Source organism: Rhodoplanes azumiensis (assembly GCF_042682915.1).
GTDB lineage: Bacteria > Pseudomonadota > Alphaproteobacteria > Rhizobiales > Xanthobacteraceae > Rhodoplanes > Rhodoplanes azumiensis.
Window position 1 is genome coordinate 1 of record NZ_JBHUIW010000013.1, and the last position, 22,687, is coordinate 22,687.

Annotated in this window: 10 protein-coding genes; 6 read left to right on the forward strand and 4 right to left on the reverse strand. The window is 70.5% G+C overall.

The genetic code is table 11. From position 1 onward, the window contains the following. Positions 1 to 1,016: 1,016 nt before the first annotated feature. Entirely contained in the window at positions 1,017 to 2,975 is a 1,959-nt protein-coding gene (locus tag ACFSOX_RS12325) for a peptidoglycan DD-metalloendopeptidase family protein (RefSeq protein ID WP_378478113.1), read from the forward strand. A 219-nt stretch (positions 2,976 to 3,194) separates the two neighbouring features. Further along, a complete protein-coding gene (locus ACFSOX_RS12330; RefSeq protein ID WP_378478114.1) occupies positions 3,195 to 4,592 on the forward strand; it encodes a nucleobase:cation symporter-2 family protein in 1,398 nt (465 codons plus the stop codon). Between the two features lie 172 nt (positions 4,593 to 4,764). Here ACFSOX_RS12330 and clpB read toward each other — a convergent pair whose 3' ends face one another. Further along, positions 4,765 to 7,362 (reverse strand): ATP-dependent chaperone ClpB, encoded by a 2,598-nt coding sequence (gene clpB, locus ACFSOX_RS12335; protein WP_378478115.1) that lies wholly within the window; start codon positions 7,360 to 7,362, stop codon positions 4,765 to 4,767. A gap of 301 nt (positions 7,363 to 7,663) precedes the next feature. Between clpB and ACFSOX_RS12340 the strand changes: the two genes are divergently transcribed. After that, positions 7,664 to 8,755, forward strand: coding sequence for an NAD(P)/FAD-dependent oxidoreductase (locus tag ACFSOX_RS12340; protein ID WP_378478116.1), 1,092 nt, complete (start codon positions 7,664 to 7,666; stop codon positions 8,753 to 8,755). A gap of 117 nt (positions 8,756 to 8,872) precedes the next feature. Here the strand turns inward: ACFSOX_RS12340 and ACFSOX_RS12345 are convergent, their stop codons facing one another. Next, positions 8,873 to 10,210 (reverse strand): ArsB/NhaD family transporter, encoded by a 1,338-nt coding sequence (locus ACFSOX_RS12345; protein ID WP_378478117.1) that lies wholly within the window; start codon positions 10,208 to 10,210, stop codon positions 8,873 to 8,875. A gap of 360 nt (positions 10,211 to 10,570) precedes the next feature. Here ACFSOX_RS12345 and ACFSOX_RS12350 point away from each other — a divergent pair, with 360 nt between their 5' ends. Next, on the forward strand, positions 10,571 to 12,004 hold the full coding sequence (locus ACFSOX_RS12350; protein ID WP_378478118.1) for a patatin-like phospholipase family protein: 1,434 nt from the start codon (positions 10,571 to 10,573) through the stop codon (positions 12,002 to 12,004). Between the two features lie 202 nt (positions 12,005 to 12,206). Here the strand turns inward: ACFSOX_RS12350 and polA are convergent, their stop codons facing one another. Beyond that, entirely contained in the window at positions 12,207 to 15,236 is a 3,030-nt protein-coding gene (gene polA, locus ACFSOX_RS12355) for a DNA polymerase I (RefSeq protein WP_378478119.1), read from the reverse strand. A 176-nt stretch (positions 15,237 to 15,412) separates the two neighbouring features. After that, positions 15,413 to 16,504, reverse strand: a complete 1,092-nt coding sequence (locus ACFSOX_RS12360) for an acyltransferase family protein (protein ID WP_378478120.1) — start codon at positions 16,502 to 16,504, stop codon at positions 15,413 to 15,415. A gap of 177 nt (positions 16,505 to 16,681) precedes the next feature. On the opposite strand from ACFSOX_RS12360, the gene hrpB reads away from it, so the two are divergent. Together hrpB and ACFSOX_RS12370 are read left to right on the forward strand one after the other, a co-directional pair. After that, on the forward strand, positions 16,682 to 19,204 hold the full coding sequence (gene hrpB / locus ACFSOX_RS12365) for an ATP-dependent helicase HrpB (RefSeq protein WP_378478121.1): 2,523 nt from the start codon (positions 16,682 to 16,684) through the stop codon (positions 19,202 to 19,204). Positions 19,205 to 19,439: 235 nt separating this feature from the next. Continuing rightward, positions 19,440 to 22,613 (forward strand): penicillin-binding protein 1A, encoded by a 3,174-nt coding sequence (locus ACFSOX_RS12370; protein ID WP_378478122.1) that lies wholly within the window; start codon positions 19,440 to 19,442, stop codon positions 22,611 to 22,613. Positions 22,614 to 22,687 lie beyond the last annotated feature (74 nt).

A 22,687-nucleotide genomic window follows, 5' to 3' on the forward strand; every position in this document is an offset into this window, starting at 1 on the left:
TTTACTTGTCAAACAGCCCGGCGCACACGCCCCGAAAAGAGCCCGGCACCAAAACCCGCCCCCCGCCACGGCAACACGCCAAAACGAGACGCAAGCCTCCATCCTACGACGCAGGCAGAGCGCCCGCATCCGTCACAGCCCCCATCCACACCCCGACACGACTCCGCCACCCGACATACAACCGGGTGCCAAAGTCCCACGCCAAAGTGAGGAACTCAGGGGATGCGCCATCGCGCCGAGGCGGCGGCGGCCCGTGAACTGGCGTTTTATGCTCCCCTGCCCTCGCGAAGTCAACACCGATTTCGCAGAATTTTCGCGTTTCTACATTTTCGCATGGTTTCAATGGCTTATGGATAAGTCAGCGACCCTGACGGAGCCATCCCGATCGGCAGGGCGCGAGCGAAATCGATCACGCCGGCGCCTCGGGGCGGCCCGCGATCTCCGGCTCCGGGAGGGGCGACCGGGCCGCTGCCGATCACGCGGCGATTCCGACGGGCCGTCGCGGACGACCGTTGTCGACGGCGAGCTCGGGTGGCAGCCGCGCCGTGGGCGGCAGCAGATGCGAAACCTCCTTGAACGCCTCCCGTACCCCTCTCCTCAGCGCCGCTCGACAGGCGCCGGAACCGACCGGCCAGAGCTGCCCGTCCTCCGTCCGGACCGCACCGACGCCCCCCCACTCGCGTGTGGTTAACGTGAAGCGCCGCGCGAAAATCCGTCCGACGCCGGAAAGTGTTGCGTCGGCGCAACGACCACCGCCGCGCGTCGCGACCGCAGCCCCCAGAGCCCCATTGCGGCCACAAAATTCGGGCCTCTGGTCACTCACGGGTAAGGGGTTCCATCCGGATTCGACGATCGCACCCGAAACTGTCGCCACCCGGCGACGGTGGAACGGTCGATCGCAGGCTCGGCCGGGTCCGTGCAAGGCGGACATCGGCCGGCTTCACCGCCGGGGGGCGGTGCGGAACCGGATGGGTGAGCGGCCCGCCAGGGCGGCTCGACAAGGGGGAACCGGGGACGTGGATCAGGGCAGGCCGCGCGGGTCGTATCGGCCGGGACCAGGGTCCACGGCTATCGATCTCGGCAACGAGCCGCCGCTGTCGGTCGACGGCGAGGTCGGCGAGCTCGACCGCCGCCGCATCTCGGTCCAATGGTTTTCCGGCACGATTCTCACCGGACTGTGCGGCGCGGCCCTGATGGGTGGCGCCGTGTTCGCGGCGCTCGACGGCGAGGCGAACTTCGCGGCGAGCCCGGAGCGGTTCGAGGCCGGCCTGCGCGGCACGCTCGGCAGCCAGGGCGAGCGCGTCGGCCTGCGCAAGGGTGATCGGCTGCCGGCCGTCGCCGAATCCGTCGCCTCCCGCCAGATCATCCGCATCTCGACGACGGCCCGCCACGGCGACCGCGAGATGGTGCGGGTGCGGCCCTATGTGCGGGTCGGCGCCAACCTGTCGCTGTCGCCGACCGAGTTCGCGGCGAGCGTTCCGCCGTTCAATCCGCAGAAGCTGATCGCCGAGCCGGGGGCCAGCTCGGCCGGCGAGGACGTCGCCAACGCCGCGCCGGACGCCGAGGTCTCCTACGTGACGCGCGATCTCGGCAGCGTGCTGCCGCGCGCCCGTATCGCCGTGTCGCTGCCGCTCGAGGACGTGCTCGGGCGGGTCCGCGAGGCGGCCCACTGGACCGGCGCCGGCTCGGCCCGCTACGCCTCGGCCGATCTGCCCGGCGCGACCCGGCTCGCTTATGCGGTCGAGGGCGACATCGACCCGTATGCGGGTTTCGAGGCCCGGATCGTTCCCGAGAACATCACGCTGCTGCCGAAGACGGCGGCGCAGGCGACCGGCGGCCTCGCCGCCAACGAGCGCATCCTTCCGGTCAAGAAGGGCGACACGGTCGGCTCGCTGCTCAAGGAGCTCGGCGCGTCGCCGGACGACGTCAAGGCGATCGCCGCCCTGCTCGGGTCGCGCGGCCGCGACGGCGCCCTCAAGGAAGGCCAGAAGCTGCGCGTGCTGATGTCGCCGATGATCGGCGGCCGCGCCCAGCCGGCCCGCGTCGTGCTGATCGGCGAGACGACGACCGAGGCGGTCGTCGCCCTCTCCGACATGGGCAAATACGTTTCCGTCGACGTCCAGAGCGCGATGACCCAGCAGGTCAACGAGCCCGAGGAGGACGACGACGGCACCGGCATGCGGCTCTACCAGAGCCTCTACGAGACGGCGCTGCGCAACAACATCCCGCGCCCCGTGATCGAGGATCTGATCCGCATCTACTCCTACGACGTCGACTTCCAGCGCAAGGCGCAGGCGGGCGACTCCTTCGAGGTGGTCTATTCGGGCGAGGACGACGCCGGCGGCCGCTCCGAGGTGCTGTTCGCCGGCCTGGTGATCGGCGGCGAGACCAAGCGGTTCTACCGGTTCCAGTCGAGCGACGACGGTGTCGTCGACTACTACGACGAGACCGGCAAGAGCGCGAAGAAGTTCCTGGTCCGCAAGCCGGTCGCCGCCGGCATCATGCGGTCCGGCTTCGGCTCGCGCTACCACCCGATCCTCGGCTACACCAAGATGCACACCGGCGTGGACTGGTCGGCCCCGATGGGCACGCCGATCTTCGCCTCCGGCAACGGCACGATCGAGAAGGTCGGCTGGGAGTCGGGCTACGGGAAGTATATCCGTATCCGGCACGCCAACGGCTACGAGACCGCCTACGGCCACATGACCGCCTATGCGCGCGGCATGGACGTCGGCACCCGGGTCCGCCAGGGCCAGGTGATCGGCTTCGTCGGCTCGACCGGCCTCTCCACCGGCGCGCATCTCCACTACGAGATCCTGGTCAACGGCCGCTTCGTCGATCCGATGCGGGTGCGCCTGCCGCGCGGCCGCGTGCTCGACGGCGGCGTGCTGGCGAGCTTCGAGCGCGAGCGCGACCGGATCAACGGCATGATGGGCCAGAGCCCCGCGCGCGTGGCGCAAGCCAGCCGTCGGTGATCTCTCCGTAAATCCTCGGACGCAAATTTCCCCGAAACGTGATCACGTCGCGGGCGTTCTGCCGCGTCCTGCGGCAGTTCTTCTCCGGGTCCGCGCCGGTTCTCGGACCGCACGCCGCCGCTGCACCGCAGTGCAGTGCGGCGTCGTTTCCGTGTGCTCGCACGTCCGGCCCACGCTCGACCACGGCGCCGGACCCGCCTGTCAACGAGGGGGAAAGCCTTGCAGCGCGCTATCGATCCCGTCGACGAAATCCTTCCCGCACCACGCCTGATCACGCTCGGCCTGCAGCACGTGCTGGTGATGTATGCGGGCGCCGTGGCGGTGCCGCTGATCATCGGCCGCGCCCTCAAGCTGCCGCCCGAGGACGTCGCCTTCCTGATCAGCGCCGACCTGTTCGCCTGCGGGCTGGCCACGCTGGTGCAGTGCATCGGCTTCCCGGGCGTCGGCATCCGGCTGCCCGTGATGATGGGCGTCACCTTCGCCTCGGTCGGGCCGATGCTGGCGATGGCGACGCAGCCCGACATCGGCCTCCTCGGCATCTACGGCTCGGTGATCGCGGCCGGCGTGTTCGGCATCGTGGTCGCGCCGTTCATCAGCCGGCTCCTGCCGCTTTTCCCGCCGGTCGTCACCGGCACCATCATCATGATCATCGGCATCTCGCTGATGCGGGTCGGCATCAATTGGGCGGGCGGCGGCCTGCCCACCCTCACTCGCGTCGTCGACGGCGTTCCGGGCGCCTTCCCGAACCCGAACTACGGCCAGCTGCCCGGCCTCGGCATCGCCCTCTTCGTTCTGCTGGTCATCCTCGCGCTGATCAAATGGGGCAAGGGCTTCCTGTCCAACATCGCGGTGCTGCTCGGCATCGTCGCCGGCGCCGTGCTGGCCTCCGCGATCGGGGTGATGCATTTCGACAAGGTGCTGTCGGCGCCGTGGGTCGGGCTCGTGCTGCCGTTCCATTTCGGCATGCCGCAGTTCCACCTCGTGCCGATCGCCACGATGTGCATCGTGATGATCGTCGTGATGATCGAGTCGCTCGGCATGTTCCTGGCGCTCGGCGAGATGACCGGACGCCACATCGACCGCAAGGCGCTGTCCCGCGGCCTGCGCGCCGACGGCGTCGGCACGCTGCTCGGCGGCATCTTCAACACCTTCCCCTACACGTCGTTCTCGCAGAACGTCGGCCTCGTCGGGGTCACCGGCGTGCGCTCGCGCTGGGTCACGGCGGCCGGCGGCGTGATCCTGCTGATGCTCGGCCTGCTGCCGAAGATGTCGGCGCTGGTCGAGGCGGTGCCGCTCGTCGTGCTCGGCGGCGCCGGGCTCGTGATGTTCGGCATGGTGGCGGCCACCGGCGCCCGCATCCTCACCGCGGTCGACTTCAAGGGCAACCGGTTCAACCTGTTCGTCGTCGCCCTGTCGGTCGGCTTCGGCATGATCCCGCTGGTGGCGCCGAACTTCTTCAAGGCGCTGCCGCACGCCCTGCACCCGCTGCTCGAGTCCGGCATCCTGCTCGCCGCCATCGTCTCGGTCGCGCTCAACGCCTTCTTCAACGGCGTCGGCTCGGCCGAGAAGGCCGCGCACGACGCCGCCGACACGGCGGGCGCGGCCGAGCATGTGTGAGCGGGACGCCGCTCCACGACTCGCATGACCGGCGAGCCGGTGGCCCTCGGTAGTAAAAGAGTCCAGCAGGAGGATCTTGCCGGCGGAACGAAAAAGCGGCCGGGACGATGTCCCGGCCGCTTTCTTCATATCGACACGAGCCCCGGCCTCACACCGCGCATCGCCCCGCCCCTCACGCCGCCCTGGCCACCGTCTCGCCGTTGAAGGCGAGGCCGGACTTGCCGGCCGTGACCGCGACGGTCTCGTCGTCCTTCACCTTGCCGGACAGGATCAGCTCGGCGAGCGGATCCTGGACGGCCTTCTGGATGACGCGCTTGAGCGGACGCGCCCCGTAGGCCGGATCCCAGCCCTTCTCGGCGAGCCAGTCCTTGGCGCGGGTGTCGAGCGTCAGCGTGATCTTGCGCTCGTCGAGCAGCCTCTGCAGCCGGCCGAGCTGGATCTCGACGATCCGGCCCATCTGGCCGCGCTCCAGCCGGTGGAACAGGATGATCTCGTCGATCCGGTTGAGGAACTCCGGCCGGAACGAGGCCTTCACCACGGCCATCACCTGCTCCTTGACGACGTCGGTGTCCTCGCCCTCCGGCTGGTCGACCATGAACTGCGAGCCGAGATTCGAGGTCATCACGATCAGCGTGTTGCGGAAGTCGACGGTGCGGCCCTGACCGTCGGTCAGGCGACCGTCGTCGAGCACCTGCAAGAGCACGTTGAAGACGTCCGGGTGGGCCTTCTCGATCTCGTCGAACAGGATCACCTGATACGGACGCCGCCGCACCGCCTCGGTGAGCGCCCCGCCCTCCTCGTAGCCGACATAGCCGGGCGGCGCGCCGATCAGCCGCGCGACCGAGTGCTTCTCCATGTATTCCGACATGTCGATGCGGACCATCGCCTGCTCGTCGTCGAATAGGAACTCGGCCAGCGCCTTGGTCAGCTCGGTCTTGCCGACGCCGGTCGGCCCGAGGAACATGAACGAGCCGATCGGCCGGTTCGGATCCTGCAAGCCTGCGCGGGCGCGGCGCACCGCGGTCGAGACCGCCTTGACGGCCTCGGCTTGGCCGACGACGCGCCGGCCGATCGCCTCCTCCATCTTGAGGAGCTTCTCCTTCTCGCCCTCCAGCATCTTGTCGACCGGCACGCCGGTCCAGCGCGACACCACCTGGGCGACGTGGTCGGCCGTCACGGCCTCCTCCACCATGGCGCCCTTGCCCTCGGCCGCCTCGGCGTCGGCGAGCTTCTTCTCGATCTCCGGGATGCGGCCATAGGCGAGCTCGCCCGCCTTCTGATACTCGCCGCGGCGCTGCGCATTGGCGAGCTCCACGCGAAGCTGGTCGAGCTCGGTCTTCAGCTTCTGGGCGTCGGATAGCCGCTCCTTCTCGGCCTTCCAGCGGGTCGTCAGATCGGCCGACTGCTTCTCCAGCGCGGCGAGCTCGGCCTCGAGACCGCCGAGGCGGGCGCGCGAGCCGGGATCGTGCTCCTTCTTCAGCGCCTCCTGCTCGATCTTCAGCCGGATGATCTCGCGGTCGATCGTGTCGAGCTCCTCGGGCTTGGAGTCGACCTGCATTTTCAGCCGCGCCGCCGCCTCGTCGACCAGGTCGATCGCCTTGTCGGGCAGGAAGCGGTCGGTGATGTAGCGGTTCGACAGGGTCGCGGCGGCGACGATCGCGGCGTCGGTGATCCGCACGCCGTGATGCGCCTCGTACTTCTCCTTCAGGCCACGCAGGATCGAGATGGTGTCCGGCACCGTCGGCTCGCTGACGAACACGGGCTGGAAGCGCCGCGCCAGCGCGGCATCTTTCTCGACGTGCTTCTTGTACTCGTCGAGCGTGGTCGCGCCGATGCAGTGCAGCTCGCCGCGGGCGAGCGCCGGCTTCAGGAGGTTGGAGGCGTCCATGGCGCCTTCCGACTTGCCGGCGCCGACCAGCGTGTGCATCTCGTCGATGAACAGCACGATGCCGCCGTCCGAGGAGGTCACCTCCTGCAGCACGGCCTTCAGCCGCTCCTCGAACTCGCCCCGGTACTTCGCCCCGGCGATCAGGGCGCCCATGTCGAGCGCCAGGAGCTTCTTGTCGGCGAGGCTCTCCGGCACGTCGCCGTTGACGATGCGCTGCGCCAGACCCTCGACGATGGCGGTCTTGCCGACGCCGGGCTCGCCGATCAGGACGGGATTGTTCTTGGTCCGGCGCGAGAGCACTTGAATCGTGCGGCGGATCTCCTCGTCGCGGCCGATGACCGGGTCGATCTTGCCGTCGCGCGCCGCCTGGGTCAGGTCGCGGGCGTACTTCTTGAGCGCGTCGTAGGCGTTCTCGGCCGAGCTCGAATCCGCGGTGCGCCCCTTGCGCAGGCTCTCGATGGCGGCGTTGAGGTTCTGCGGCGTGACGCCGGCGGCGGCGAGCGCGCGGCCGGCCTCCGAATCCTTCTCGATCGCCAGGGCGAGCAGCAACCGCTCGGCCGTGACGTAGCTGTCGCCGGCCTTCTCGGCCGCCTTCTCGGCGGTGTCGAACACCCGGGCGAGCGCCGGGTCGATGTAGAGCTGGCCGGCGCCGGAGCCGGCGACCTTGGGCCGCTTCTTGAGCGCCGCCTCGACGGCCTGGGCGACCTGGCGGGCGTTGCCGCCGGCGCGCTGGATCAGCCCGGAGGCGAGGCCCTCGGGATCGTCGACCAGCACCTTGAGCATGTGCTCGGGGGCGAATTGCTGGTGCCCCTCGCGGAGCGCAAGCGACTGGGCGGACTGGACGAATCCCCGCGACCGGTCGGTGTATTTGTCGAAATTCATGAACGTCTCCCTCGGCCTGGCCGGCCCGCCCCGAAGGCGCGAAGCGACCATCGTCGAGGCGCGCCCGGGCGCGCCCCTGGTTGTCTCGGCACGGCCCGTCACGGCACCGCGCCCGTCGGGAGAAATGTGGTAATGCCCCGCCGCTCGCGGAAGGGGCGGACAGGACCGAAATCCCCATTTTGGTTTCCCGGCCGAGGACACACGGCAGCCCGCCGGCCGCGGCCGTTGCTCCGCCCGCGGTCGGGTGTTAGCCGACGGGCGAGCCCGGTCGGGAGCGACGGGGCGGCGGCCGGGAGGGGACATGCAGGTTCTGGTGGTCGGGGCCGGGGTGGTCGGGCTCGCGGTGGCGCGGGCGGCGGCGCTCGCCGGCCACGACGTCATCGTGGCCGAGGCCGCCGGGGCGATCGGCACCGGCACCTCGTCGCGCAACAGCGAGGTCGTCCACGCCGGCATCTACTATCCGCCCGGCTCGGTGCGGGCCTGCCACTGCGTCCGTGGCCGGAGGATGCTCTATGCCTACGCGCAGACGCACGGTGTGCGGCATCGCAAATGCGGCAAGCTCCTGGTCGCGGTGCGCGACGCCGAGATCGCCAAGATCGAGATGCTGTGCGGCCAGGCGACCGCCAACGGCGTCGAGGGCATGACGATGCTCACCGCCGCCGCGGCGACGGCGCTCGAGCCGGCGCTCACCTGCGTCGCGGCCGCCCTGTCGCCCGAGACCGGGATCGTCGACAGCCACGGCCTGATGCTGGCCCTGCAGGGCGACCTGGAGGATGCCGGCGGCGTGGTCGCCTTCATGACCCCGGTGACCGGGATGGCCCCCGGCCCGGCCGGCTGGGAGGTCCGCTACGGCGGGAGCGAGCCCGGCCGCCTGACGGTCGACGCCGTGGTGAACGCCGCCGGCCTCGGCGCCCAGGCGCTCGCCCGGGCAACCGAGGGCTATCCGGCCGCGCGGGTGCCGCGCCTCGTCCTCGCCAAGGGCAACTATTTCCAGTACGCGGGCCGGCCGGTGTTCGGCCGGCTGATCTACCCGGCGCCGGTCGAGGGCGGGCTCGGCACCCATGTCACGCTCGACCTCGCCGGTCGGATGCGGTTCGGCCCGGACGTCGAGTGGATCGAGACCGAGAGCTACGACGTCGACCCGGCCCGCGCGGAAACATTCTATGCCAGCATCCGCACCTATTTCCCGGCCCTGCCGGACGGGGCGCTGACGCCCGACTATTGCGGCATCCGCCCGAAGCTGACCGGCCCCGGCGAACCGGCGGCCGATTTCCTGATCGAAGGCCCGGCCGAACACGGCCTTCCGGGTCTCGTGAACCTGTTCGGGATCGAGTCGCCGGGCCTCACGAGCTGCCTGTCGCTCGGCGAGGACGTGGTGGCGCGATTGGGCTGAGGCCGTCGTTCCGGGGCGGGGGCCTTCGGTCCGCGAACCCGGAATCCAGCGGCATGCTCCATCGGTGGGGCTGGATTCCGGGTTCGCACCTTCGGTGCGCCCCGGAATGACCCACCGTCAGAAATACCGCAGCCAGACGTAGAGGTGGGCGATGATGATCGACACCAGCATCATCGGGAAGCCGTAGAGCGTGTAGGTGACGAAGCGGAACGGCACGCCGTTGCGCTCGCCGAGCCCCGCCACGATCAGGTTCGCCGAGGCACCGATCATGGTGCCGTTGCCGCCCAGGCACGCACCGAGCGCCAGGCACCACCACAGCGGCTCGATCGCCTCCGGCCCGCCGAAGGCCGGCGCCATCGACTTGATCAGCGGGATCATGGTCGCGACGAACGGGATGTTGTCGACGATCGCCGACAGCACGGCCGAGGCCCACAGGATGGCGTAGCCGGCGACCGCCAGATCGCCGCCCGTCGCCGCGACCAGCTTCTCGGCGAGCAGGTTGAGGAGCCCACCGACCTCGACGCCGTGGACGACGATGAACAGACCGACGAAGAAGAAGATGGTGATCCACTCGACGTCGCCGAAGGTCTTGTGGACGTTCTCGGACTGGTGCTCGGCATGGTGCTGCCAGTTGTCGAGCAGCATGAGGAGCGCGGCGCCGCCGATCGCGATGGTGGCCGGCTCGAGGTGCAGCGGGCGGGCCAGCACGAAGCCGACGATGACGAGGCCGAGCACCACGAGCGACTGCTTGAGCAGCACCGGATCCTCGATCGCAGCGCGCTCGTCCATGCCCATCACCAGCGCCTGCCGTTCCGGGATCGACTTGAGGTAGCGCCCCCACAGCAAATGGATCATGCCGAGCTGCGCGATCATCACGACGATGGCGAGCGGCGCGAGATGGATCAGGAAGGCGTTGAAGTCGAGGCCGGCCAACGAGCCGATCAGGATGTTGGGCGGGTCGCCGATCAGGGTCGCGGTGCCACCGATGTTGGAGGCGAACACCTCGGCGAACAGGTACGGATAGGGCGGCACGTCGAGCTCGCGCACGATGGCGATCGTCACCGGCACGACGAGCAGCACGGTCGTCACGTTGTCGAGCGCGGCCGAGAGAGCCGCCGTGGTGATCTGCAAGAGGATCAGGATCCCGGCCGGGTTCGCCTTGGCCTTCTTGGCGGCCCAGATCGCCAGATACTGGAACATGCCGGAGCGGCGCGAGATCGACACCAGGATCATCATCCCGGTGAGCAGGCCGATGGTGTTCCAGTCGACGCCCTTGAGGGCCTCGTGCTGGTCGAGCACGCCGATCAGGATCATCCCGGCGGCGCCGAGCAGCGCCACGATGGCCCGGTTCAGCTTGTCCCAGATGATCACCGCATAGGTGACCGCGAGAATGACGGTCGAGACCGCCATCGGGTCGAGCCCGAAATACACGTTCGGAACGAAGCCGTGGTCCATCACACTTCCCCTGCGCGACCCGAGCTTCGCTCTGTCGATCAGCCGCGCGACACGTCGGCACGGTTCGCGGAACGCGCCGGTCCCGTCAAGCGAACAACCCCGTATCGTCTTCTGCAGCCGGCGCATTGCGCCTGTGCAGCATGGCCCGGGCGTTTCGGACGTGACGCGATGCGCGACCGCCGGGCGCCTCCCGCCGCCGGCGGTCGCGGCCGGCGCGGCCGACAACCGGGCGCAGTCTAGCCGGAAGCGGCGGGGTGGCGCCGCGATCGGCCGACCGGTAAAGCCCCCGTAACCACGAGGGTGCCATATTGCACCGCTTTGTACCGTTCGGGGACCGGGCCGGCCGGGGAGTTCGCGTCGATGGGGTGGCGTCTGGGTCTAGCGATCGCGCTCTTGGGCGCCGGCCTGGCCGGCTGCGCGCATGTCCAGAACCTGCCCGCCAACGTCCCGACCGCGACGCCGCTGCGCGAGACGCTCGATTCCCTCACCGACATGCCCGACGACGACGTGATGATCGGGCTCGCCTTCTCGGGCGGCGGCACCCGTGCGGCCGCTTTCTCGTTCGGCGTGCTGAAGGAGCTCGCCCGCACCCAGGTTCCCGGCGGCCGGGGGCGGAGCCTGATCGACCGGGTCGACATCGTCACCGGCGTGTCGGGCGGCTCGGTGACGGCCGCCTATTTCGGCCTGCGCCGGCGCGACGCGCTGCAGGACTTCCGCGAGCGCTTCCTGATCCAGGACGCCGAGGCGGCGCTCAACACGGCGGTGTCGTTCGGCAACATCGCGCGCGCCTTCGGAGGCGGCGTCAACGGCGACGCGCCGTTCCGCCGCTGGCTCGACGCCAACCTGTTCGACGGCGCGACCTTCGGGGCGCTGCTGACGCATCGCCGGCCCCAGGTGGTGATCAACGCCAGCGACCTCTACAACCGCACGCCCTTCGTCTTCACCCCGTCGACCTTCGCGGCGCTGTGCAGCGATCTTGCGCGCTATCCGCTCTCCTCCGCCGTGGCGGCGTCGGCGGCCGTGCCGCTCGCCTTCGCCCCCGTGGTGCTGGAGACCTTCCCGGACAAGTGCGACGCGCCGCTGCCGGCCTGGATGGCGCGCGCCCGCGACGATCCCGCGGCGAGCCCGATGATGAAGGCGGTCGCCCGCGGCATGACCCGCTACCGCGACGGCTCGATGCGCTACGTCAAGCTGGTCGACGGCGGCGTCGTCGACAATTTCGGGCTGTCGAGCTTCACGGTGGCGCGCGAGGCGGCCAACACGCCTTACGGCCCGCTCACCGCCGCGCACGCCGTCCGCATCCGCCGCATCCTGTTCATCGTCGTCGATTCCGAGCAGGTGACCGAGGGCAACTGGGCCATGACGCTCGACGGCCCGACCGGCGTCGAGCTGATCGGCGCCGCCACCAATGCGGCGCTCGCCTCGAGCGTGTGGTCGAGCTACAGCGCCTTCCAGCTCAGCCTGCAGGACTGGCGCGGCCAGCTGATCCGCTGGCGCTGCGGCCTCTCGATGGCCGAGGTGCAGCGGCTGCGCGGCACCACGGCGGGCTGGAACTGCCGCGATCTCGACGGCTTCATCGGCCGGGTCGCCTTCGACCAGTTCGACGCGACGCGCAGTGCCGCCCTCAACGCCATCCCGACCCGCTTCCGCCTGCCGGTCGAGCAAGTCGATGCCCTGATCGCGGCCGGCGGCGACGCGCTGGCCCAGCACCCGGCCTACCGCGCCTTCCTGCGCAGCCTGCGCGCCACGCCGCGCACGGTGGCCGCGGCCGAGCCGGTGCCACAGGGACAGTGAGCGGGCGCGCCCTGAAGCTGATGCAGCCTTCACCTCTCCCCGCCGGGGAGAGGTCGGATCTCACGCAGATGCGCGAGATCCGGGTGAGGGGGTGCCGAGCTCACCAATTGGCGCCCTAACCCCTCACCCCGACGCGCAAGAGCGCGTCGGCCCTCTCCCTCTGGGAGAGGGTCAGGGCCGAGCCGGTCAACATAACACAATATCAGTGCGCCTCGTCCCAGTTGTCGGCGGCGCGGGCGTCGACGTGGAGCGGCACCGAGAGGGCGACGGCCGGCATGGCGGCCTGCTCCATCACGCGCGTCACCACGGGCAGCGTCGCGTCCACCTCGTCGTCCGGCACCTCGAACACCAGCTCGTCGTGCACCTGGAGCAGCATGCGGGCCGAGAGCCGGCTCGCCGCCAGCGCATCCTCCATGCGCACCATGGCGCGGCGGATGATGTCGGCCGCCGTGCCCTGCAGGCGGGCGTTGATCGCGGCGCGCTCGTTGAAGGCGCGCAGCGACGGGTTCGACGCGCCGATGTCCGGGTAGTGGCACTTCCGCCCGAACAGCGTCGTGACATAGCCGTGCGTGCGGCAGAACAGCTTGGTCGCCTCCATGTAGTCGCGGATGCCGGGGAACTTCTCGAAATACCGCTTGATGTAGGCGCCGGCCTCCTCGCGCGGGATGCCGAGCTGGTTCGCGAGCCCGAAGGCCGAGATGCCGTAGATGATGCCGAAGTTGATCGCCTTGGCGCGGCGCCGCACCTCGCCCGGCATGCCGGCGACCGGCACGCCGAACATCTCCGACGCCGTCATGGCGTGAATGTCGAGCCCGTCCTGGAAGGCCTTCTTCAAGGCCGCGATGTCGGCGATCTCGGCGAGCAGCCGCAGCTCGATCTGGGAGTAGTCGGCCGAGACGAGCTTGGTGCCGGGCTGCGCCACGAAGGCGCGGCGGATCTTTCTGCCCTCCTCGGTGCGCACCGGGATGTTCTGAAGGTTCGGGTCCGCCGACGAGAGGCGCCCCGTCGTCGTCGCGGCGAGCGCGAAGGTGGTGTGGACGCGCCGTGTCTCCGGATTGACGAAAGTCGGCAGCAGATCCGTGTAGGTGGATTTCAATTTCGTGAGCTGCCGCCACTCGAGCAGCTTCACGGGTAACGGGTGGCCTTCCTCCGCCAGCTCGTCCAGCACGTTGGCCGACGTGGACCAAGCCCCGGTCTTCGTCTTCTTTCCTCCGGAGAAGCCGAGCTTTCCGAACAGGATGTCGCCGAGCTGCTTGGGGCTGCCGAGATTGAACGGCTCGCCGGCCAGCTCCTGAACCTCGGCCTCCAGCGCGGCCGCCTTCTGGGCCAGCTCTCCCGACAATCGCGAAAGCATCTCGCGGTCGATGGCGATGCCGCGCCGCTCCATCCGCATCAGCACCGGGACCAGCGGGCGCTCCAGCGTCTCGTAGACCGTGGTCATCCGCTCGGCCACGAGGCGCGCGCGAAACAGCCGCCACAGCCGCAGCGCCATGTCGGACTGCTCGGCGCAGTACGGGCCGGCGCGGGCGATCTCGACCTGCTCGAACGGCACCTGCGTCTTGCCCTTGCCGGCGATGTCGACCAGCGCCAGCGCCTCGTGGCCGAAATGGCGGTGCGCCAGATCGGCGAGCCCGTGTGGGCCGAGGCCGGCATCGAGCACGTAGGACATGAGCTGGACGTCGTCGATCGCCACCGCCGTGATGCCGTGGCGGGCGAGCGCGTGCAGATCGGCCTTGAGGTCGTGCCCGATCTTCAGAACCCCCGGGCTCTCCAGCATCGGCTTCAGGAGCGCCAATGCATCCGCGAGCCTGATCTGATCCGGAACGAGCCCGCCGCCGGCCAGGAGATCGTCGCCGCGGCGATGGCCGAGCGGCACGTAGGCGGCACGCCCCGGCGCGAGCGCGATCGACAGGCCGACCAGATCGGCCCGCATGGGATCGTGCGACGTCACCGTGAGATCGATCGCCACGAGACCCTGGTCGACCGCCTCCAGCACCCAGTCCCGCAGGGCGGCGAGATCGTGGAGCGTCCGATATCCGGCGCGGTCGAGCTTCTGGGTCGAAAGCTCCGCCTTGCGGGCGGCGACGAGTTGATCGGGCGACACCACGACGTCGCCGCCGCCGTTGGTGCGCACCGCCGGCTTCGGCCGCGTGTCGCCGAGATCGAAGCCGAGCTGGCCCGAGGCCCCGGCGCGCCGCGGCGTCGACTCCGCCGTCTCGGCTTCGGCCGGCGCGTCGACGGCCGCCTCCGCACTCGGCGCGGCGCGAAGCGCCGGATCCGCCTCGACGTCGTTGGGATCGATCGCCAGCGCCTCGGCGACGCGCCGGGTGAGCGTGGAGAACTCCATCGCCTTGAGGAAGGCGATCAGCTTCTTCGCGTCACGCCCGTCGAGCAGCAGATCGTCGAGCGGGCAGGTGAGATCGACATGGTCGTCGAGCAGCACGAGTTTTCGCGACAGCCGAGCCGTCTCGGCGTGGTCGAGGATGGTCTGCCGCCGCTTCTCCTGCTTGATCTCGGAGGCGCGGGCGAGCAACGTGTCGAGGTCGCCGTACTCGCCGATGAGCTGCGCCGCGGTCTTCACGCCGATGCCCGGCACGCCCGGCACGTTGTCGGTCGGGTCGCCGATCAGCGCCTGCACGTCCGGCACCTTCTCGGGCGGCACGCCGAACTTGGCGATCACCTCGTCGCGGCCGATGCGGCGCTCGTTGCCGGGCATCGGGTCGTACATCACGACGCCGTCGCGCACGAGCTGCATCAGATCCTTGTCGCCGGCCACGATGGTCACGTCGGCGCCGGCCTCGCGCGCGAGGCGCGCATAGGTCGCGATGAGGTCGTCGGCCTCGAACCCCTCCTGCTCGATCGGGATCAGGCCGAAGGCCCGCACCGCGTCGCGCATCAGCGGGAACTGCGGGATCAGCTCGTCCGGCGGCTCGGGGCGGTGGCCCTTGTAGTCGGCATAGAGGTCGTTGCGGAACGTCCTGCCCGAGTGGTCGAACACCGCGGCGAGATGCGTCGGGCTGACGCCGTCGAGCCCTTCGCGAAGAATCTTCCACATCATGTTGCAGAAAGCCATCACACCGCCGATCGGCAGACCGTCGGAGCGGGTGAAGGAGCGGCCCCGGCTCTGCGCCGCCTTGAACATGGCGAAGTAGGCGCGGAACACGAAGGACGACCCGTCGATCAGGAAGACGTGGTCGCCCTTGCGCAGCGGGCGGGCGAGCGGTTCGGGCATCGGGGACTCGAAAGGCTGGGGACGAGACCCCGAACTATACACTCCCGGAGCCATGCGCCAGCCGGATCCTTGAATCGAAGGATCGTCGCCCGCATCGCGCGCCGCGACATGCGGGAGCGGCGTCCCCGGCTGTCGCTTGCGCTCCGGCCGGGTCACGAGCGTCGATTCGCCTTGCCCTACTCGGCCGGCTGCAGCCGAGCCGCAGCGGCCCGCTTGCGGGGCGCGACATGGGCCCAATCGGGCCGGGTGAACAGGACGTCGAGCCGCGTGCCGCGCACCGCCCACCACATCGCCAGCGCGCCGAGGATGCCGGCCGCCGTGACGATCAGCGACATCGCACCGACACTCTCGATCACGCCGGTCTTGAGCAGCACCACGCGGGTCGCCGCCATCGGCAGGAAGAAGGCGAGATAGATCACGATGGAGTGCTCGCCGCAGTACCGGATCGGATCGAACACGCGGCTGCGCACCAAGAGCGTCGCCAGCACGATGATGGCGCAGGCACCGGCGAAGCCGAGCGCGAGCGAGACGATCGGCCACTCCGAAAGCCCGCCGAACACCAGCGCGCCGTTGATCAGCGCCCACACGGCGAGCCCGGCGATCGCGGCGAGCGGCCGCGCACTGGCCGTCTCGGCCAGTGCGAAGACCCGCGGGGCGAGCAGGAAGCCGGTGTAGAAGTAGACGAAGCGCGCCGCGAACTCGTCCGGCACCATCCAGCCGGTGTGGATCGGCGCGCTCTCCAGCACGGCCGCGACGAGCCACACGGCGAGCGGCGGGATGCGCAGCTGCCGGGCGAGCTTGGTCGCCACGAAGAACACCGGCAGCAGATAGATGAACCACAGCGTGCCGAACGGATCGATCAGTGCCAGTGCCCAATCGCCCGGCACGGCCCACCAGCTGCCGTGCTCGGCGGCCAGCACGGGCGCCTTCACGACGAGCTGGACGGTCATCCACAGCAGATAGAAATAGGCGAAGTGCACGACCTTGCGGTCCGTGTAGGTGCGCCAGTCGCGGTCGATCACGCGCGCCAGGAACAGGCCGGAGATCAGGAAGAAGTCCGGCATCCGGAACGGCTTGGCGAAGGCGACGACGGCGTGCATGAAGCCCTCGCGGCCGACCGCCTGCTCGACCCCGAAGGTCGAGTGCAACAGCACCACCATGACGATGCAGAGGCCCTTGGCGGTGTCGACCCAGTCGACCCGGCCCGGGGCGTCCATCGCGGCGGCGGGCGCGGCGCTCGGGGGAGCGGCGGTCACGGGGGTTGCCATCGTCCGTCCTTGCCTGTTTCTGGCGTCCTCGCCTCGGTCCTGGATGCGGCACTAGCCGGGTCGGGCCAGGAGGGTCGCGCCCCTAAAAAGGGCAAGAACCGGGCTCGCCCGCAAGGGTGGTCTTGTATCGCAGTTAATCGCCGGGCGTGGCCGGCACACACGAACGTGATGTCCCCGATGCGGTTCGACGTCCCCCTCCCGATCGACGAGGCCCTGCCGGCGCTCACCGCGGCGCTCGCGACGCGCGACGCCGCCGTGCTGGTGGCGCCGCCCGGCGCCGGCAAAACGACGCGGGTGCCGCTGGTTCTGGCCGCCGAGCCGTGGGCGGCGGGGAAGAAGATTCTCGTGTTGGAGCCGCGCCGGCTCGCCGCCCGCGCCGCCGCCGCCCGCATGGCCGCGACGCTGGGTGAAAACGTCGGCGACACGGTCGGCTACCGGGTGCGCTTCGGGTCGAAGATTTCGGGAAGAACCCGCATCGAGGTGGTCACCGAGGGCGTGTTCACCCGCATGATCCTCGACGACCCGACGCTCGACGGCGTCGCCGCCGTGCTGTTCGACGAGTTTCACGAGCGTTCGCTGGACGCCGATCTCGGCCTGGCGCTGGCCCGCGACGCCCAGGAGGGTCTGCGCGAGGATCTGAAGCTCCTCGTCATGTCGGCGACCATCGACGGCGCGCGCATCGCCAAAAGTCTCGGCGACGCGCCCGTGGTGGAGAGCCGGGGCCGCGCCTTCCCGGTCGAGACCCGCCACCTGCCGCGCGATCCCGGCAGGCATCTGGAGCCGCAGGTCGCCGAGGCGGTGCTGCGGGCGCTGCGCGCCGAGCCCGGCTCGATCCTGGTGTTCCTGCCGGGCGCCGCCGAGATCCGCCGCACCGAGACGCTGCTCGGCGAGAAGATCACGGATCCGGCCGTCGACGTCGTGCCGCTGTTCGGCGCGCTCGACGCCGACGTGCAGGACCGCGCCGTGGCGCCGGCACCGGCCGGACGCCGCAAGATCGTGCTGGCGACCTCGATCGCCGAGACCTCGCTGACCATCGAGGGCGTGCGGGTGGTGGTCGATTCCGGCCTCGCCCGGGTGCCGCGCTACGAGCCGGATCTGGCGCTGACCCGGCTGGAGACCGTGCGCGTCTCGCGGGCGGCCGCCGACCAGCGCCGCGGCCGCGCCGGACGCACCGAGCCGGGCGTCTGCTACCGGCTGTGGGAGGAGCGCGAGACGGCCGCGCTCGAGCCGTTCGCCCAACCCGAGATCCTCGCGGCCGATCTCACCGGCTTCGTGCTCGACCTCGCCCACTGGGGCGTGACCGACCCGCAAAAACTCCTGTTCCTCGATCCGCCCCCGGCCCCGGCGCTCGCCGAAGCCACGGCGCTGCTGAAAAACCTCGGCGCGCTCGGGCCGGACGGGCGGATCACGGATCTGGGCCAACGCCTGCGCGCCCTGCCGCTGCCGCCGCGGCTGTCCCGCATGGTGCTGGCGGCGGCCGGGCTCGGGGCGGCTCCCCTGGCGGCAGACATCGCCGTGGTCCTGACCGAGCGCGGGCTCGGCGGCACCGACCCGGATCTGCGCCACCGCGTCGAGGGCCTGCGGCGCGACCGCTCGCGCCGCGCCGAGGACGCCCGCCGCATGGCGGGCCGCTGGGCCGAGATGGCGAACGCGGGACGCCGCGCCGGCGGCAGCCTCGGCCTGCCGGACGGCGCCCGCCTCGCCGGCGGCGCCGACACGGCGGCCGGCGCCGTCCTGGCGCTCGCCTATCCGGACCGGGTGGCGAAGACGCGCGGCGGCGGGGCGAGTGCCGGGGGTGGCGGCGTGCTGCTGGCGAGCGGTCGCGGCGCCACGGTCGACCCCGCCTCGGCGCTGGCGAGGGCGCCGTTCCTCACCGTCGCCGAGCTCGCCGGCAGCGCCGGCAACAGCCGCGTCCTGCTCGCCGCCCCCATCGCGATCGAGGACATCGAGGCGCTGTTCGCCGACCGCATCGTCGAGAGCGACGAGGTGACGTTCGATCCCGGCTCGGCCAGCCTTCGCGGCCGCTGGGCGCGACGGCTCGGCGCCGTCGCGCTCGCCGAGCGGCCCGTGAAGATCGTGCCGAACGCCGAGACGGCCCAGACGCTCGCCGAAGGCATCGGGACGCTCGGGCTCGCCCGGCTGCCGTGGTCGTCGGCGCTGGCGCAATGGCGCGACCGGGTCAATTTCCTGCGCCGGCACGAGGGCGACGCGTGGCCCGACCTCTCCGACGAGACGCTGCTGGCGACCATCGGCGACTGGCTGGCGCCGATCCTGACGGACAAGACGTCGCTCGGCGAGATCGGCGCCGACACGCTCTCCAACGCGCTGCACGCCCTCTTGCCGTGGAACCTGCGCAAGACGCTCGATCACGACGCGCCGACCCATTTCGACGCGCCGTCCGGCTCCACCGTGCCGATCGACTACGAGAGCCCGGAGGGGCCGAAGCTCGCCATTAGGGTGCAGGAGCTGTTCGGGCTCGACCAGCATCCGAGCATCGCGGGCGGCCGCGTGCCGCTGATCGTCGAACTCTTGTCGCCGGCGCACCGGCCCGTGCAGATCACCAAGGATCTGCCGACGTTCTGGCGCGGCTCATACGCTGACGTTCGCACGGATCTGCGCGGCCGCTACCCCAAGCACCCGTGGCCCGAGGATCCGCTCTCCGCCCCCGCCACCCGCCGGGCGAAGCCGAGAGGCACCTGAAGCCTCGGACATGACCGAGGGGACGTGACTCCCGGGCGACGGCGCCCGACATCCTCCCTCGACGGGGGTGCCGTTAACCTCGTCGGCGGAAACCGGAGCCGCAGCCGGGGCTAAGCCCCTGCGATGCCGTAAATTTGCACCGGCGCGACGGAACGCCACCGTAAATTCGCCGTTGTAAGTCGCCTAAATCTGTAACGCTGTCCGCGTGTGGGTGCGGACCAATCGGGCCGGTGGCATGGATGTGATCCTGGTGAAGCTCCTCGCGGCGTTCCTGGCGTTGAGCCAGGTGGCGACCCGGCCCGAGGCGATCGAGACGACGTTCGACCGCGACCGCGACCAGGCTCGCGTCGTGCAGATCCTGCGCGACGGTTGCACCCATATGCGCAAGGCCTTCGACATCGAGTCGATCGACATCGACGGGCTGATCTCGACCGCGCTCGACGATCCGCAGGCCTTCACGGGCGAGATCAAGGCGTTCAAGGGTCTCGACTTCAAGGCGCTGCCGCCGCTCTACAAGCAGCTCTGCAAGAACGAGACGGTGGCCGACTCGCCGGCCGACATCGGCGCCGTGGTCGACTGGTACAACAAGGCCGTCGCCGACCTGCCCGACCACAAGAAGCTCAAGGGCTACAAGCCGGCCGGCACCTCCACGATCCTGGACCAGAAAGGCGGCCGCTTCGCCGAGGTGTTCGAGCCCGACAACCGCCGCGTCTCCGTGTCGCTCGCCGAGATCCCGAAGCATGTCCGCGAGGCGTTCGTCGCCGCCGAGGACAAGCGCTTCTATCAGCACAAGGGAATCGACGAGCGCGGCCTGATCCGCGCCATGGTCGGCAACCTCGCCCGGCCGGGCCGGCCGCAGGGCGGCTCGACCATCACGCAGCAGGTGGTCAAGAACCTGCTGGTCGGCGACGACCTCACCTACGAGCGCAAGATCCGCGAGGTGATCGTCGCGGCCCGGGTCGAGCAGATTCTCTCGAAGGACGAGATTCTGGAACTCTATCTGAACACGATCTTCCTCGGCCGCGGCTCCTGGGGCATCGAGCTGGCGGCGCGGAGCTGGTTCGGCAAGCCGGCCTCCGAGCTCACGCTGGCCGAAGGCGCGGCCCTCGCCGGCCTCACCAAGGGGCCGACCTACTACAGCCCCGACCGCCACCCGGCGCGGGCGCAGGAGCGCCTCTCCTATGTGCTGACCCGCATGCAGGAGGACGGCTTCGTGACCCCCGAGCAGGCGAGCGCGGCGCGCGCCGCCGGCGTCGCCTACGCCCCCTACGAGCGGCTCAGCCGCACCTCGGGCTTCCATGTGCTCGACCACATCGCCCGCGAGGCGCGTGGCCTGCCCGGCGTGTCGCCGCTCACCGCGGCCTCGTCCACGGTGAAGTCGACCATCCATCCCGACCTGCAGAAGGCCACCGAGGCGGCCCTGCAGGAGGGCCTGTGGCGCTACGAGGCATCGACGGGCCGCGCCCAGTTCGGCGGGCCGGAGCTGAACCTCGCGGCCGCCATCCAGAAGCTCCAGGCGGCGCGGGCCGCCGCCGACGCGACCGCAGCCGCCGCGGCCCCCACGGCGGCCGCCCCACCCACCGCCCCGCCGACCGCAGCCGCTCCGGAACCCGCGGCCGAGCCCGCGCCCGGTCCCGCGCCGCCGCCCCCGCAGGCCCGCGGCAAGAAGGCCAAGGCCAAGCCGGCCCCGAAGCCGACCGCGCCCGCGCAGGCCGCATCGCCGCCGCCCGCGCCCCCCGTGCCGTGGCTGGAGGCGTTGAAGAACGCCCGCATGCCGCTCTACGACGTGCACTGGAGCCCGGCCGTGGTGGTGCAGACCGGTCCCGACATCCGGGTCGGCCTGACCGACGGCCGTGTGCTGCCGCTGGCGAACGTGACGGCGCAGGCGCGCCGCGCGCTGGCGCTCCACGACGTCGTCTACGTGAAGGCGAGCGACGGCCGGAAGGGCGCCCGCGCCGATCTGCGCATCCGCCCGACCGTGCAGGGCGCAGCCCTGGTGCTGGAGAACAAGACCGGCCGCATCCTCGCGATGGCGGGGGGCTTCTCCTACCCGCTCAGCCAGATCAACCGCACGACCCAGACCAGCCGCCAGCCCGGCTCGGCGTTCAAGCCGTTCACCTATCTGGCGGCGCTCCACAGGGGCCTGCAGCCCAACACGCTGGTGCGCGACGAGCCGATCACCCTGCCGCCGATCGGCGGCACCTCGGCCGCGACGCGCGAGCGCGACTACTGGACGCCGAAGAACTATTCGGGCGGCGGCTCCGGCATCCTCACACTGCGGCTCGGCCTCGAATACTCCAAGAACCTCGTCACGGCGCAGCTGCTCGACGGCGGCATCGCGTCCGATCCGAGCCAGAGTCTCGCCAAGGTCTGCGAGCTGGCGCTCGAGGCACAGGTCTATCGCGACTGCGTCGGCTACTACCCGTTCGTGCTCGGCGCCCAGCCGGTGCGGCTGATCGACCTCGCCGCCTTCTACGCGGCGGTCGCCAACGAGGGCCAGCGACCGGAGCCGTATGCGGTCGAGGAGGTCGAGGAGCAGGGCAAGACCGTCTACCGCCACAAGGGCGAGCTGCGCGCGCTCGCCGGCGGCGACCGCGCCGCCTTCGTCCAGCTCGAGAGCATGCTGCAGGGCGTCCTGTCGCGCGGCACCGCGCGCGCTTACGCGAGCCTCGCCCCCTACGTCGCCGGCAAGACCGGCACCAGCGACGACGAGAACGACGCTTGGTTCGTCGGCTTCTCCAATGACGTGACGATCGCCGTGTGGGTCGGCTACGACAACGCCGACGGCAAGCGCCGCACGCTCGGATCCGGCCAGACCGGCGGCTCGGTGGCGGTGCCGATCTTCGCCGCCATCATGGACCAGGTGTGGGCCAAGGTCGCCAAGAAGACGCCACTCGCCCCGCCCTCGCGCGAGGCGCAGAAGAGCCTGATCGCGCTGCCGATCGACCTGCGCAGCGGCACCCGCCTGCCGCAGAACACGGCCGGCGCCTTCACCGAATGGTTCCGGGTCGATCGCTCCGGCGAGGTCGCCGACACCCAGCACCAGATGGTGTCGTCCTACGACGTCGCGAGCCAGGGTTATCGAGATCCTTACGACGGCGAGCTCTACGGCTACGGCACCGGCGGCAGCCCCTACGGAAACGGCTATGGCGGCGGCTGGGGCGGCGGCGGCTTCTTCCAGGGCTTCCCGTTCGGCTGGCAGCAGCAGAGCCCCTATCAGCGGCCGCAGCCCTACGGGACGCCTTACGGCTCGCCCTACGGCCAGGGCGTGCGGCCGCCGCCGCAGAGCCCGGGCGGCCTGTTCGGCCAGCTCGGCCGCAACGCGGAGCCGCGCTACTATGGGCGCGACTATCCGGCCCAGCGGGTCGACCCGCAGTATCCCTATGCCGACCGCGACAGGTATTGGTGAGAAGCGATCCCGTGAGCACCCCGATGACGGCGAAGCGTCTCGTTTCGGCGCGAATTCTCGTTGCGACTTTGGCG

Bases quoted from the DNA above. Each gene is read 5' to 3' on its own strand.
- clpB (WP_378478115.1), bottom strand. From the start codon at position 7,362: ATGAATTTCGACAAATACACCGACCGGTCGCGGGGATTCGTCCAGTCC.
- ACFSOX_RS12340 (WP_378478116.1), top strand. From the start codon at position 7,664: ATGCAGGTTCTGGTGGTCGGGGCCGGGGTGGTCGGGCTCGCGGTGGCG.
- ACFSOX_RS12345 (WP_378478117.1), bottom strand. From the start codon at position 10,210: ATGGACCACGGCTTCGTTCCGAACGTGTATTTCGGGCTCGACCCGATG.
- ACFSOX_RS12350 (WP_378478118.1), top strand. From the start codon at position 10,571: ATGGGGTGGCGTCTGGGTCTAGCGATCGCGCTCTTGGGCGCCGGCCTG.
- polA (WP_378478119.1), bottom strand. From the start codon at position 15,236: ATGCCCGAACCGCTCGCCCGCCCGCTGCGCAAGGGCGACCACGTCTTC.
- ACFSOX_RS12360 (WP_378478120.1), bottom strand. From the start codon at position 16,504: ATGGCAACCCCCGTGACCGCCGCTCCCCCGAGCGCCGCGCCCGCCGCC.
- hrpB (WP_378478121.1), top strand. From the start codon at position 16,682: ATGCGGTTCGACGTCCCCCTCCCGATCGACGAGGCCCTGCCGGCGCTC.
- ACFSOX_RS12370 (WP_378478122.1), top strand. From the start codon at position 19,440: ATGGATGTGATCCTGGTGAAGCTCCTCGCGGCGTTCCTGGCGTTGAGC.